Below are 14,475 nucleotides of genomic sequence, written 5' to 3' on the forward strand. Positions count from 1 at the left end.
GGAGGCGCCGGCCGACAAGGGAACGACAATGGGGAGGAGCGACGTGAACCAGCAGGTCAGCGAAGCGGGCGAGTTCAGCGACCCGCGCATCCCGAACCGCGACCGCTGCGTGCTGCGCCATATCCTGGATCGGCATGCCGAGGCGACGCCGGATGCGCCCTTCGCCTGGTTCGAGGGCGGCGAATTGTGGGATTATGCCCGAATGCGGTCCGAAGCCGCCCGTACCGGCGCCGGGCTGCAGAAGATCGGCGTCGCGCGCGACGACCGTGTGCTGGTCTGGCTGCCCAACGGGCCGCTGATGCTGCGCTGCTGGTTCGGCATCAACTACGTCGGTGCGGCCTATGTCCCCATCAACACCGCCTATCGCGGCGGCCTGCTGGAACATGTCGTCCGCAATTCGGACGCGAAGCTGATGATCGTGCACGCCGACCTGGTCGAGCGGCTGTCCGAGATCGACCTGGCGAAACTGGAACGGCTGATCGTCGTCGGCGGGGAGACGGATTTCGACCGCCTGCCGGTGGAACCGGAGGATGCGCTGGGCGCGCCCGGCGACGAGCCGGCGCCGCTGGAGCGGCCGATCGATCCCTGGGACCTGCAGTCGATCATCTACACGTCCGGCACGACGGGACCGTCCAAGGGTGTGCTGTCGTCGTACCTGCACCTTTTCACCATGGCGACGAGCGCCCGGCCGATGCTGGACCACACGGACCGGCGGCTGATCAACCTGCCGCTGTTTCATGCCGGCGGCACGGGCAACAGCTATGGCATGCTGGCCAAGGGCGGCTCCATCGCGCTGGTCGACAGCTTCAAGACGGACACGTTCTGGGACACGGTGCGCGAATCCGGCTCCACCTGCGTGACCCTGCTCGGCGCGATGACGCCCTTCCTGATGAAGGCGGACCCCAGCCCACGCGACCATGACCACCCGCTGCGCACCGTCTTCATGGTGCCCCTGTCGGAGGACGTCACGGCCTTCACGCAGCGCTTCGGACTGGACGTCTACACCACCTTCAACATGACCGAGATCTCGTGCCAGCTGATGTCGGAGCGGAACCCGCAGAAGGTCGGTTCCTGCGGCAAGGTCCGGCCCGGCGCCGAGGTCCGGCTGGTCGACGCGAATGACTGCGAGGTGCCGGTCGGCGAGATCGGCGAGATGATCGTCCGCGAGGAACGCCCCTGGGGCCTCAACCACGGCTACAACAACAATCCGGAAGCCACGGCGAAAGCCTGGCGCAACGGCTGGTTCCATACCGGCGACATGTTCCGCAAGGACGCCGACGGAACCTTCTATTTCCTGGACCGGGCCAAGGACGCGATCCGCCGCCGCGGCGAGAACATCTCGTCGTTCGAGGTGGAGAACGAGGTCAACGCGCACCCGGATGTGCGGGAGAGCGCCGCGGTGGCCGTGCCCAGCGAGTTCTCGGAGGACGAAGTGCTCGTCGTCGTCGCGCCCGTGCCGGGGCGGTCGGTGGACCCGGCGGCGCTGCTGGAGTTCCTCCAGCCCCGCATGGCGCACTTCATGATCCCGCGCTTCATCCGGGTCATGGACGACCTGCCCAAGACGCCGACGCAGAAGGTGCAGAAGCATCTGCTGCGTGCAGAAGGCGTGACGGAAGACACCTGGGACCGCGAGGCGGCGGGCGTGAAGATCCGCCGCGACCGCATCGGCGCGGCCTGAAGCCGAAGGAGCGGAACCGAACACGATGAACCGACACGAACCCATGCCCGGCGAGACCGGCGAGATCCGCGAGGCGCTGCGCCAGATCCTGGAGGCGCGCCAGGCGACGCGCGACGAGGCGCGGACGGCCGCCGTCGACAAGCAGCACGCCCGCGGGCGCTGGACGGCGCGGGAGGGCATCGCCGGCATGCTGGACCCGGACAGCCTGGTCGAGTACGGCGCGCTGGCGAAGCCCGCGACCGAGGGCATGTCCGGCGCGGCCGACGGGCTGGTGACGGGGACCGGTACGGTCGACGGCCGGCCGGTCGTCATGGTCGCCTATGACTATACCGTCTACGCGGGGACCCAGAGCGCGGTGAACCACACGAAAATCAGCCGGATGTTCGAGTTTGCCGAGAAGCAGCGCCTGCCGGTGATCTGCTGGCTGGACGGCGGCGGCGCGCGGCCGCACGACATGTTCGTGCCGAACCGGCTCGGCTCGCCGACCTTCGTGACCTTCTCCCGGCTTTCGGGGCAGGCGCCGACCGTCGGCATCGTGCCCGGCCGCGCCTTCGCCGGTCACGCCAACCTGGCCGGGCTCTGCGATGTCGCCATCGCGACGAAGAACGCCTCCATGGGCATGGCGGGGCCGCCGCTGGTGGAAGCGGCGCTGGGCGTGAAGCTGACGCCCGAGGAGATCGGACCGGCCGAAGTGCACTACAAGTCCGGCGCGATCGACCTGCTCGCCGAAGACGAGCGGGAAGCCTGCGCGCTGGCGAAGAAGTATCTCTCCTTCTTCAGCGGCCCGCAGGAGACCGTTCCGGCCCAGGACCAGACGAAGCTGCGCGAATTGGTGCCGGAAAGCCCGCGCCGCGCCTATGACGTGCGCAAGGTCATCGAGGTCATGGCCGACGGCGATCAGATGCTGGAGCTGAAGCCCGCCTATGGCCGCGCCATGGTCACGGCGCTGACCCGGATGGGCGGGCAGACGGTCGGCGTCATCGCCAACCAGCCGATGTTCATGGCCGGCGCGATGGATGGCCCGGCCTGCGAGAAGGCGGCGCGCTTCGTCCAGATCTGCGACGCCTACGACATCCCGATCCTGCTGCTCTGCGACACGCCGGGCCTGATGGTCGGCCCGGAGATCGAGCAGACCTGTCTGGTCCGCCGCAGCGCACGATTGCTCTCGGCGCTCGCCAACGCCACCGTGCCGCTGATGACGGTCGTGCTGCGCAAGGCCTACGGGCTGGGCTACTACATCATGGGCTCGCGCCCGCTGATGCCGGCAATCCTGCTGGCCTGGCCGACCGCCGAATTCGGCGGCATGGGGCTGGAAGGCGCGGCCAGCATCATCTTCCAGAAGGAACTGGCGGCCATCGAGGATCCGGCCGCCCGCGCCCAGGCGCACCGCGACTACACCGACGAACTCAAGGCCTACAACACTTCGCTGCGCGTCGGTGAACGCTTCGGCTTCGATGATGTCATCGATCCGGCGGAGACGCGCGACATCCTGATCCGCACCCTTGGCACCTTTCCGCGCCCGCCCGAGCGCACCACAAGGAAGCGGAGCATCGAGCCGTTCTGAACCGGGCAAACAAGACCCCGGGGCGAGAAGTCCCGGGCCAATCCTGAGACAGGGGAGAAAACCGATGACCTACATGAAACATCTGACGGCGATCGCTCTCGCCGCCGGCATGGCCGCCGGCGTCGCGGGTGGCGCGGCGGCGAAGGAGCTGAAGGCCTCCGTTCATCTGCCGCCCAAGAACAACACCGTCGCCGACGGCTGGGAGCCCTTCGCCGAAGGCGTGAAGGAACGGACCGACGGCGAAGTGACCGTGAAGCTGTTCCTCGGCGGTTCGCTGCTGGGGCCGAAGGCGGCCTCCGAAGGTATCCGCGACGGCATGGTCGATCTGGGCTACGTCATCGTCGGCTACCACCCGGCCGAGTTCCCGCACACGGCCTTCATCAACGACATGGCCGCGATCGGCACCAACGCGCTGATCGTCACTGCGGCGACGACCGAACTGATCCTGACCCAGTGCGAGCCCTGCCGCGAGGAGTACAAGCAGCGCGGCAACGTCTACACCGGCACCTACGCGGTGCCGCCGATGGTGATCATGTCGTCGAAGATGATCGACAGCCCCGAAGACATCAAAGGCCTGAAGATCCGCTCGGCCGGCGCAGCCTGGGACAACTTCGTCAAGGCCGTCGGCGCGACGCCGGTCAACGTGCCCTCGTCGGAGCAGTACGAGGCCCAGAGCCGCGGCGTCGTCGACGCCTCCTTCCACGTGGCCGCCTCGCTCAAGACCTACGGCCTGTGGGACATGACCAAGGACGTGCTGCTGGTAAACGTCGGCGCCTACCGCGCGATCAATACCTTCGCGTTCAATCCCGATACCTGGGCCGGGCTCACGGACGAGCAGCGGCGCATCATGCTGGAAGAAGCCTCCGACGCCAATTTCGGCATCGCAGCCGGCTACATGGCCACGGACCGGGAAGCGCTGGAGGAGAGCAAGGCCAAGGGCATCCGCGTGCAGGAGATCTCCGACGAATTCAAGGCGATCCGCGATGAGTACGTCGCCGCGGAGAAGGCCGGCCTCGTCGAGAAGGGCAAGGGAACCCGTGGTATCGAGAATCCCGAGCCGCTGATCGAGAAGATGAGCGCGCTCGTCGACAAGTGGACGCAGATCTACGAAGAGGTCGACGGCGATGTCGATGCGCTGCGCGAGCGCTTCAAGACCGACGTGATCTCGAAGGTCGACGTCTCGACCTACGGCATGTAGGCGGACCGGCTGCGGCCGGACCGGCGATGACGACGGGGCGGGGCGCCATCCGGGCGGCCCGCCCTGCCGCCGTACAGGGGAGGAGAACGCAATGATCGAGAGGACGCTCAGAATCCTGGCCAGGGTCTTCGGCTGGATCGGCATGCTCGGCATGTTCGCCATGCTGCTTCACGTCAGTATCGATGTGGCCGGCAAATGGCTTTTCGGCCTGCCTCTGCCCGTGACCATCGAAATGACCTCGCACTACTACATGGTGGCGGTGGTGTTTTTTCCGCTGGCGGCGGTCGAGTTTCGCAACGGCCACATCACGGTGGAGATCGTCTCGCAGTATCTGGCGCCAAGGATTCGCCGGACCCTGATCGGCTTGGTCTCCCTGCTGGGGGTTGTCTACTTCTCCATCCTGACTGCGCGCACCTGGCACGACGCGGTCAACAAGTATGAGATCGGCGAGTATCTCTACGGCACCGTGCCGCTGGAGATCTGGCAGACCCGCTTCTTCGTGCCGCTCGGTTGCGGCCTCCTCACTCTCGTACTTCTCTGGAAAGCCATCATGATGTTCCGCGGCGAGGAGCGCCTGATCCAGGAAGGCAATGAATCAGTCGAACTGGACGAAGCCTGATGTCCGACCTTCAGATCGGCGGGCTCGGCCTCGTCATCCTCATCATGCTGCTGCTCGCCCGGGTGCCCGTCGGCATTGCGCTGGGCGGCGTCTCCCTCGTCGGCATCTACACCCTTCTGGGCCTGAAACCGACGCTGGGCATCGTCACAGCGGTGCCCTACGAACTGGTGGCGCACTGGACGCTGAGTTCGGTGCCGATGTTCCTGCTCATGGGCTATGTCTGCTACCATGCAAATCTGACGGAATCGCTTTTCCGGCTGGCGCGTTACTGGCTGTCCGCCCTGCCGGGCGGCCTCGCCATCGCCTCCGTGGGCGGCGCCGCCGGCTTCTCGGCGGTGACCGGCTCCTCGGTCGCCTGCGCCGCCGCCATGGGCCGTATCGCCGTGCCCGAGATGCTCAAGGCAAGGTACGACAAGGGGCTGGCCGCCGGCTCCGTCGCCGCCGCCGGCACCATCGGCTCGCTGATACCGCCCAGCATTCTGCTGCTGATCTTCGGTATCTTTGCCGAGGTGCCCATCGGCAAGCTGTTCGTGGGCGGCTTCCTGCCGGGCATACTCACCGCGTTCATGTTCGCGCTGATGATCTATCTCCGTGTGAAGGCGACGCCATCGCTCGCGCCTTCCGTCCACGAGCAGATTTCCTGGCGCGATCGCTTCTACGCCTTCTACGATACCTGGCCGGTGATCCTGCTGGTGATCGGCGTCTTCGGCGGCCTGTTCGGCGGCGTCTTCACACCGACCGAGGCGGGCGCGATCGGCGCGGCGCTGTCTATCGTGATCGCCTTCCTCAAGCGGTCGCTCAACTGGGCCCGGCTGCGCGACGCCACGATGGAGGCCATGCAGTCGACGGCGGCCATCTTCATCATCGCCATCGGCGCCAACCTGCTGACGCGCTTCCTCGCCTTCGCGGGAGTCTCCGACTTCCTGGCGGACGTGGTGCTGGCGGAGGGCATCAGCGAGATCGCGCTGATCCTCGGCATCTCGGTGGTCTATCTCGCGCTCGGCATGTTCCTCGACCCGCTGGGCATCATGCTGCTGACGCTGCCGATCTTCCTGCCGGTGGTGGAATCGCTTCGCATCGACCTGATCTGGTTCGGCATCCTGATCGTCAAGTATCTCGAAATCGGCCTGATCACGCCGCCCGTCGGTCTGAACGTCTTCGTCATCAAGGGGATCGTCGGCGACGCCATCAAGACGGAAGTGATCTTCAAGGGCATCCTCTGGTTCGTGGTCGCGGACCTGATCACGCTCGGGCTGCTGATCGGGTTTCCGCAGATCACGCTCTTCCTGCCGGAGCTCCTCTACTGAGGCATTGCTGACACGCTTCGCCAAACGGCGAACCACGGTCTAGTATGTCGCAGCCAATCTTGGGGAGGTCGGGGATCATGGAACTGGCGAAGGTCGATCTGCGGGACAAGTACCGTCTGGAGAGCGGGCGCATCTTCCTCAACGGGGTGCAGGCGCTGGTCCGTCTGCCGCTGATGCAGCGCAAGCGCGATCTGGCGCAGGGACTGAACACCGGCGGCTTCACTCCGGCTATCGCGGCTCCCCGCTGGGCGGCTACGACAAGGCGCTGTGGGACGCCCGCGGCCTGCTGGAGCAGAATCACATCCGCTTCCAGCCCGGCGTCAACGAGGACCTGGGCGTTACCGCCGTCTGGGGCAGCCAGCAGGTCAACCTGTTCCCCGGCGCGAAGTACGACGGCGTCTTCGGCATCTGGTACGGCAAGGGGCCCGGCGTCGACCGATCCGTCGACGCCATCAAGCACGGCAACCACGCAGGCGCGAGCGCAACCGGCGGCGTCCTGCTGATGGCCGGCGACGACCATGGCGCGGTCTCGTCCACGCTGCCGCACCAGTCGGAACAGGTTCTCATCGCCTCGCTGGTGCCGGTGCTGAATCCGGCCAGCGTGCAGGACTATCTCGATCTCGGCCTGCTGGGCTTCGCCATGTCGCGATATTCGGGCGCCTGGATCGGCTTCAAGGCGATCTCGGAGACCGTCGAGTCCAGCGCTTCGGTCCGGGTCAATCCCGACCGCCTGCAGATCGTGATTCCGGACGATTTCGAGATGCCGCCCGGCGGCCTGAACATCCGCCTGGGCTACGATCCGGCCGGCGCGGAGATGCTGGCCAACGGGCCGCGGCTGGACGCGGTCGCCGCCTTCGCCCGCGCCAATCACATCGACCGTATCGTCTTCGAACCGGACCGGCCGGCGCGCATCGGCGTGATCTCCACGGGCAAGGCCTACATGGACCTGCGCCAGGCGCTGGAGGATCTCGGCCTGCCGGAGGGCCGCCTGAACGAGCTCGGCGTCCGCATCTACAAGGTCGCCATGACCTGGCCGCTGGAGCGCGAAGGCGCGCTCGGTTTCGCCGAGGGCCTGGAGGAGGTCATCGTCGTCGAGGAGAAGCGCGGCCTGATCGAGGACCAGCTCATGAAGCTGCTCTATCACCTGCCGTCGGACCGCCGTCCGGCGGTCGTGGGCAAGGCCGACGAAACCGGTGCGCCGCTGCTCAGCAAGATCGGCGAGCTTGATCCCGGCATGGTCGCGCGGGTCCTCGCCGAACGCCTGGAGAAGCGTGGCGCGATGGATTCGGCCCTGCGCCAGCGGCTGGCCCGCATCGAGGCCAAGCAGGCCGCGCTGCACGGGCCGCCGCCGAAGACCGTGCGCACGCCCTATTTCTGTTCCGGCTGCCCGCACAACACCTCGACCCGCGTGCCAGAAGGCAGCCGCGCCATGGCCGGCATCGGCTGTCACGGCATGGCCGTCTGGATGCCCGAGCGCCGGACGCAGACCATGTCCCACATGGGCGCCGAGGGCGTCACCTGGATCGGCCAGTCGCCCTTTACCGACGAACTCCACGTCTTCCAGAACCTGGGCGACGGCACCTACTACCATTCCGGCCTGCTGGCGATCCGCGCCGCGGCCGCGGCCGGCGTCAACATTACCTACAAGATCCTGTTCAACGATGCGGTCGCCATGACCGGGGGGCAGCAGCATGACGGGCCGCTGACCGTCTGGGACATCAGCCGCCAGGTTCATGACGAGGGCGCCAGGCGCGTCGTCGTCGTCACGGACGAGCCCGACAAGTACCCCATGGGCGTCCACTGGGCGCCGGGCGTGACCATCCATCACCGCGACGAACTCAACGCCGTGCAGAAGGAGCTGAGGGGCACGCCGGGCCTCACGGTGCTGATCTACGACCAGACCTGCGCCGCCGAGAAGCGCCGCCGGCGCAAGCGCGGCACCTATCCGGATCCGGCGAAGCGGGTCTTCATCAACGACGAGGTCTGCGAGGGCTGCGGCGACTGCTCGGTCCAGTCCAACTGCGTCTCGGTGAAGCCGCTGGAGACGGATCTGGGCCGGAAGCGCCGCATCGATCAGTCCGACTGCAACAAGGACTTCTCCTGCCTGAAGGGATTCTGCCCCAGCTTCGTCACGATCGAGGGCGGCGGTGTTCGCCGCGCGCCCAAGCCGGACCTCAAGGTCGTCGGCGCGGAGGCCGATCCCTTCGCCGGCCTGCCCGAGCCCGAGCGGCGGGAGCTGACCGAGCCCTACAGCATTCTGGTCACCGGCATCGGCGGTACGGGCGTGATTACCGTCGGCGCGCTGATCGCCATGGCCGCCCATGTGGAGGGCCGCGGTGCGACCGCGCTCGACTTCACCGGTCTGGCGCAGAAGAACGGCGCGGTGATGAGCCATGTCCGCCTGGCGCCGGAGCCCGAGGACATCCATGCCGTCCGCATCGCCGCGGGCGGCGCCGACGTGATCCTCGGCTGCGACATGGTGGTCGCGGCCAGCCCCAAGGCCATCGGCACGATGGAGCAAGGTGTCACCCGCGCGGTGCTCAACAGCGCCGTGCAGCCGACCGCCGCCTTCGTGCAGAACAACGACATCGATCTGGGCGAAGCCGAATCGGCCGACCGTATCCGCGAGGCTCTGGGCGACGACCACGCGGACTTCATCGACGCCACCAGCCTGGCGGGCCAGATCATGGGCGACACGATCTCCTCCAATCCCTTCCTCCTCGGCTTCGCCTGGCAGAAGGGTCTGATCCCGCTCAGCCTGGAGGCCATCGAGCGGGCCATCGAGATCAACGGCATCGCCGTCGAGGCCAACAAGCAGGCTCTCTCCTGGGGCCGCCTGGCGGCTCACGACCCGGACGCGGTGCGCGCCGCCGCCGAGCCCAGCCAGACTGCGCCGAAGAAGCGGCCGCAGGGCTTCGAAGAGATCGTCGCCGACCGCGTGCGCCGGCTCACCGACTACCAGGACGCGGCCTACGCCGCGCGCTACCGCACCTTCGTGGAGCGCGTCGCCGCCGCCGAGAAGGCGAAGGCGCCGGGCCGGACCGATCTGGCCGAAGCGGTCGCCCGGTCGCTTTTCAGGCTGATGGCCTACAAGGACGAATACGAGGTCGCCCGGCTCTATACGGACCCGACTTTCATGGCCAAGGTGCGCCGCCAGTTCGCCGGCAATTACCGCCTGAAGTTCCATCTTGCGCCGCCCATCGCTTCGGCGCGCGATCCGGAGACGGGCGAGCTGCAGAAGCGTGAATACGGCCCCTGGATGATCCATGTCTTCCGCGTGCTGGCGAAACTGAAGGGGCTGCGGGGCACGCGCTTCGACATCTTCGGCCGCACGGAGGAGCGCCGCATGGAACGGCAGCTCATCGCCGACTACATGGCGACGATCGAGAACGTGCTGAGCGAACTTGGCGCTGGCAACCACGGGCTGGCGGTCCAGATCGCCGAGGTGCCCGATGAGATGCGCGGCTTCGGGCACGTCAAGGAACGCAACGTGGCGAAGGCGAAGCGCAAGGAGCAGGCGCTGCTCGCCGGCTTCCGTGAACCGTCTGCCGGCGTTCAGGCAGCAGAGTAGCCTCGGCCTATCCGGTGGGGGTGTCGGAGGGTTCCGGCCTGGCGCGTCCCGCTTCGCCGAGGCGGATGAGCGTCAGCCGTGTGACGATCGGCCCGAGCAGTTCGAAGACCACCGTTGTCGCCACCGTCACTGCCGTCACGGTCACTGCGTGTTCGGGGACGGCCACGCTGGCGACCAGCGCCATGCCGAGCGCCACGCCGGCCTGGGGCAGCAGGGTCAGCCCCATCATCCGCGCCTGAGAGTCCGGCATTCCGCCCAGCCGGCCGCCCAGCCAGCCGCCGCCGACGCGACCGCCCAATCGCAGCAGCAGGAAGGCGAGGCCGAGGGGGCCGGCGATGATCACCGAGGAGAGGTCGACGGCTGCGCCGGCGAGGACGAAGAAAAGCACCAGAACCGGGCCGCTGATATGCTCGATCTCGTGGAAGGCGAAGTTGTGATGGCGGGCCAGGTTCACGATGACCGCTCCCGTGGTCATGCCTGTCAGCAGGAACGAGATCTCCAGCCAGAGCGACATGCCCGCACAAAGCAGAACCAGCCCCAGCGCTTCGGCCAGGGTCGGTTCTCCCGGCCTGACCCGTCCCGTCAACAGCGCCGCCGGGAGGCCGATCGCGAGGCCGAGGCCTATCGCTCCGAAGACCTCGACCAGTCCGTCGCCGAGCCCGTCGACGATGCCGCCGGGACCGACGAAGCCGAGCACGACGCTGAACACGATCACGCCCCAGGCGTCGTCGATCGCCACGACCCCCAGCAGTGTCGTCGTTGCCGGTCCGTCGGCGCGGATCTCCCGCACCACCTCGCGGGTTGCGGCGGGGTCGGTCGCCAGCGCGATGCCGGCCAGCAGCAGCGCGAGAACCGGCGGCGCGCCGGCGAACGTCAGTCCGGCGGCCATGACCGCGAAGGAGACGGTCATGACCGAGAGCGAGACGGCGAGAATCGCCCTGCCATGGGTCCTGAGCGATGCCCAGGCCAGTTCGCCGCCCAGCAGGAAGGCGATCATCGTCAGCGCCAGAACCGAAATCGTGTCCAGCCAGCCCTCCGCGCTGACGGGCAGGATGTCCAGCGCCGACGGACCGATGACGAGTCCGAACAGCACCAGCAGCGTGATGCGCGGCAGCCTGGTCAGCCGCCCCAGGGCGTCGAGCGCCAGCCCCACAAGAAGGAGCAGTCCGAAGGTGACGAGTGGTGTCGCCAGTTCCATGCCGTGCCGCGCCCTTCCCGTTTCGGGTTTCAGCCCGAGAGACGGTCCCTGAATGGGGCCAGCAGCGCGCGACTGATCACCACGTTCTGGATCTCGGTCGAGCCGTCCATGGTCTTGGCGATCTTGGCCGCCGCGAACAGCCGCGGCAGGGGCGTGTCGTGCTTCAGGCCGTTGGAGCCCATTTGGCCCATGCAGATGTCCAGGCCCTCCATGGCCGCACGGGTGGCGAACTTCTTCGCGTGCGCCGCTTCGACCGAGGCCTTGCCCTCGGCCTCCAGCCGGGCGGCGGCGTCATAGGTCATCAGCCGCGCGGCGTGCAGGTCGGTGGCGACCTCCGCGAGTTGCCACTGCATGCCCTGGAACTGCGCCACCTCGGCGCCGAAGGCGCGCCGCTGCGTGGTGTAATCCAGCGCGGTCTCCAGGCCCACGGCGAGCGCGCCGCAGCACATGGCCGCGACGTTGATCCGAGCCATGTCGATGGCCGAAAGCGCAGCCCGAAGCCCCTCGCCGGGCGGCACCACCATCCGCTCCGGCGCCAGGGCGACGTCCCGGAACGTGACGTCGGCGATAGAGGCGACATGACCGCTCAGCATGTCGTAGGGGCGGCCCACCTCGACGCCGTCGGCCTCGCGCGGCACCAGGAAGCCGGCGATGCCCTTCGCTCCGCTGCCCGGTTCGGTCTGGGCGAAGACGAAATACTCGTCGATATGCGGGGCGTTGGTGACCCAGGCCTTGGCGCCGTTCATCACCCAGCCGCCGGCGTCCTTCGCCGCCGTGGTGGTCATGGCGGTAGCGTCGGAACCGGCCGCTGGCTCTGTCAACAGGAAGCCGGTCGAGACCTCCGCCGCCATCAGTCGCTTCAGCATCTCCTCATGCCAGGGATGGTGGCCATAGCGGTCGATCGCCGCCATGCAGTATTCCTGCGGCACGAAGGTCAGCGCCGCGATGGGGTCGGCGCGGCCGAGAACTTCGGACATGCTGGCCATCACCGTGGCGCGGACGGCGAGGCCGCCCTTTTCCTCCGGCACCAGCATGCCCTTGAGCCCGGCTTCGGCATAGGCCTGCCAGACTTCCCGCGGCGGCCGTCGGCCGGTTTCGCAGTCGCCGGCGACCCTGGCCGCCACCTCTGCGACCTTCTCGTTCGCGGCCAGCAGCTTCTGTTCTCCGTCGGTGAATACTTCGCTCATGCCTCTCCCCCCAAACGATGATCGTGTCAGCGGCCCGCGCCGCCATCTCCCCGGGTCAGTAATCGTATGCCCTCCGGCAAGTTGCGGCCAGCGCGGAGCCGCATTCCCGGGCGCGGCGTCCCGCCGCTCCGCCTCAGGGTTGCCATCCGGGGCCGGACGATCCAGAACACCGCCAGTGATTTTGGCGTCCGGCCAGGTTTGGCCGATCCGGGTTGATCGGGACGCCGTCAGGAGGATTGGGATGATGCTGAAAACCCTCGCGCCGGCGGCGCTCGCCGCCCTCTTGCTCGCCGCAGGTCCGGCCCTTGCCGAAGGCGACCCGGCCGCCGGGGAGAAGGTCTACAAGAAGTGCAAGGTCTGCCACATGGTCGGCGAAGGCGCGAAGAACCGCGTCGGGCCGCCGCTCAACGACATCATCGGCCGGCAGGCAGGAACCCTGGGGGGCTTCAACTACTCGCCGGCGATGAAGAAGGCCGGCGAGGAAGGGCTGGTCTGGACCGAGGAGGCGATGGCCGAATACCTCGAGGCGCCGCGCAAATATGTGAAGGGCACCAAGATGGCCTTCCCGGGCCTGAAGAAGGAACAGGAAATCGCCGACGTCATCGCCTATCTGAAGCAGTTCTCCGAATAGCCGCGGACCGGCCGGGCCCGGTTCAGGCGGCGTTCGCGGCGAACCACCGCCCCAGCCGCTCCCGGCCGTCCTCGTCGAGGTGGAGCGCCAGCTTCGTGCGCCGGTAGAGCACGTCCTCGGCCGATCGCGCCCATTCCCTCTCCACCAGATAGCGGAGTTCGGCTTCCGTCAGTCCGGCGCCGAAATCCTCGCCGAGCGCGTCCGCGGTTTTCGCCTGACCGAGAATCGTCCGGCTCCCGGTTCCATAGGTGTGCACCAGCCGCGCCGCCGCCGCCTGCGTCAGGAAGGGGTGGGCGGCCGACAGTTCCGCGATCAGCCGCTCGACGCCGTCCACGCCCATGTCGCCGCCGGGAAGCGTCGCGCCGGCCGTCCATGCGCTGGTGCGCCGGCCGCTGAGATCGTCGACCCTGTCCGCCACTTCCTCCGCCAGGCGGCGGTAGGTGGTGATCTTGCCGCCGAAGACGTTGATCAGTCCCGCGCCTTCGATCTTCTCCGAGGTCAGAACGTAGTCACGAGTCGCTTCCTGAGCGCTGGAAGCGCCGTCGTCATAGAGCGGCCGCACCGCCGAATAGGTCCAGGCGATATCGTCCGTCGTCACCGGCCGGGAGAAGTACTCGCTCGCGGCCTCGACCAGATAGCGCTTTTCCTCCTCGCTGATCTCGATGGAGGCCGGATCGCCTTCGTAGTCGCGGTCGGTGGTGCCGATCAGGGTGTAGTCGCCCTCATAGGGTATGGCGAAGACGATGCGGCCATCGGCGTTCTGGAAGATGTAGCAGCGGTCGTGGTCGAACAGCTTGCGCACCACGATGTGGCTGCCCTGGACCAGGCGAACGTTATGCACCGCATTGCGGCCCAGCACGCCGGCCAGCACCCGGTCCACCCAGGGTCCGGCGGCGTTGACCAGGACGCCCGCCGACAGGCGCTCCCGCGCGCCGCCGGCGCGGTTCTCGGTTTCGATGGTCCAGCGCCTGTCCGCGCCGGGCCGCGCCGAGACCACTTCCGTGCGGGTGCGGATGTCGGCGCCGCGGTCCGCTGCGTCGCGGGCATTGAGCACCACCAGCCGCGCGTCGTCGACCCAGCAGTCGGAATACTCGAAGCCCTTCACGAAGACCGGTTTCAGGGGCGCGCCGGCGGGATCGTTCCTGAGGTCGAGCGTGCGCGCCGCCGGCAGGCGCTTCCGGCCGCCCAGATGGTCGTAGAGGAACAGGCCCAGGCGCAGCATCCAGGCCGGGCGCAGCCCGCCGTGATGCGGCAGCACGAACCGCAGGGGCCAGATGATGTGCGGCGCCATGGCCCAGAGCCGCTCGCGCTCGATCAGCGATTCCCGGACCAGACGGAACTCGTAGTGCTCCAGATAGCGCAGGCCGCCGTGGATCAGCTTGGTGGAGCCCGAAGACGTGCCCTGGGCCAGGTCCGCCATCTCGGCCAGGGCGACCGTGTAGCCGCGGCCGGTCAGGTCGCGCGCGACCCCGCAGCCGTTGATGCCGCCGCCGATGACGAATACGTCGACCTCCCGCACGGC

General features: G+C 67.8%; 9 protein-coding genes and 1 pseudogene. 7 read left to right on the top strand and 3 right to left on the bottom strand.

Annotated elements, in window-relative coordinates; all coding sequences use genetic code 11:
- Positions 1-43 precede the first annotated feature (43 nt).
- The 6 genes and pseudogenes from CWC60_RS17360 (at position 44) to CWC60_RS17385 (ending at position 9,937) form a co-directional block, all read left to right on the top strand.
- Positions 44-1,678, top strand: coding sequence for an AMP-binding protein (locus tag CWC60_RS17360; protein ID WP_206419999.1), 1,635 nt, complete (start codon positions 44-46; stop codon positions 1,676-1,678).
- A 25-nt stretch (positions 1,679-1,703) separates the two neighbouring features.
- Complete coding sequence (locus CWC60_RS17365) at positions 1,704-3,242, top strand: acyl-CoA carboxylase subunit beta (protein ID WP_109795184.1); 1,539 nt, start codon at positions 1,704-1,706, stop codon at positions 3,240-3,242.
- A gap of 64 nt (positions 3,243-3,306) precedes the next feature.
- Positions 3,307-4,440, top strand: coding sequence for a C4-dicarboxylate TRAP transporter substrate-binding protein (locus CWC60_RS17370; RefSeq protein WP_109795185.1), 1,134 nt, complete (start codon positions 3,307-3,309; stop codon positions 4,438-4,440).
- A gap of 91 nt (positions 4,441-4,531) precedes the next feature.
- Positions 4,532-5,059, top strand: a complete 528-nt coding sequence (locus tag CWC60_RS17375; protein WP_109795186.1) for a TRAP transporter small permease — start codon at positions 4,532-4,534, stop codon at positions 5,057-5,059.
- Positions 5,059-6,366 (top strand): TRAP transporter large permease, encoded by a 1,308-nt coding sequence (locus CWC60_RS17380; protein ID WP_109795187.1) that lies wholly within the window; start codon positions 5,059-5,061, stop codon positions 6,364-6,366. The genes CWC60_RS17375 and CWC60_RS17380 overlap by 1 nt, the downstream gene beginning before the upstream one ends.
- A gap of 77 nt (positions 6,367-6,443) precedes the next feature.
- Positions 6,444-9,937 (top strand): annotated as a pseudogene (locus tag CWC60_RS17385) (indolepyruvate ferredoxin oxidoreductase family protein).
- 7 nt (positions 9,938-9,944) lie between these two features.
- Here the strand turns inward: CWC60_RS17385 and CWC60_RS17390 are convergent.
- Positions 9,945-11,135, bottom strand: a complete 1,191-nt coding sequence (locus CWC60_RS17390) for a cation:proton antiporter (RefSeq protein WP_109795188.1) — start codon at positions 11,133-11,135, stop codon at positions 9,945-9,947.
- A gap of 29 nt (positions 11,136-11,164) precedes the next feature.
- Positions 11,165-12,322 (bottom strand): acyl-CoA dehydrogenase family protein, encoded by a 1,158-nt coding sequence (locus tag CWC60_RS17395; protein ID WP_109795189.1) that lies wholly within the window; start codon positions 12,320-12,322, stop codon positions 11,165-11,167.
- A 241-nt stretch (positions 12,323-12,563) separates the two neighbouring features.
- Here CWC60_RS17395 and CWC60_RS17400 point away from each other — a divergent pair, with 241 nt between their 5' ends.
- Complete coding sequence (locus CWC60_RS17400; protein ID WP_206420000.1) at positions 12,564-12,953, top strand: c-type cytochrome; 390 nt, start codon at positions 12,564-12,566, stop codon at positions 12,951-12,953.
- 22 nt (positions 12,954-12,975) lie between these two features.
- Here the strand turns inward: CWC60_RS17400 and glpD are convergent, their stop codons facing one another.
- Positions 12,976-14,472 carry a glycerol-3-phosphate dehydrogenase gene (glpD, locus tag CWC60_RS17405; protein WP_109795190.1) on the bottom strand — a complete coding sequence of 499 codons (1,497 nt, stop codon included), beginning with the start codon at positions 14,470-14,472 and terminating at the stop codon, positions 12,976-12,978.
- Between the last annotated feature and the right edge of the window lie 3 nt (positions 14,473-14,475).

It is taken from the genome of Minwuia thermotolerans, assembly GCF_002924445.1.
Classification (GTDB): domain Bacteria; phylum Pseudomonadota; class Alphaproteobacteria; order Minwuiales; family Minwuiaceae; genus Minwuia; species Minwuia thermotolerans.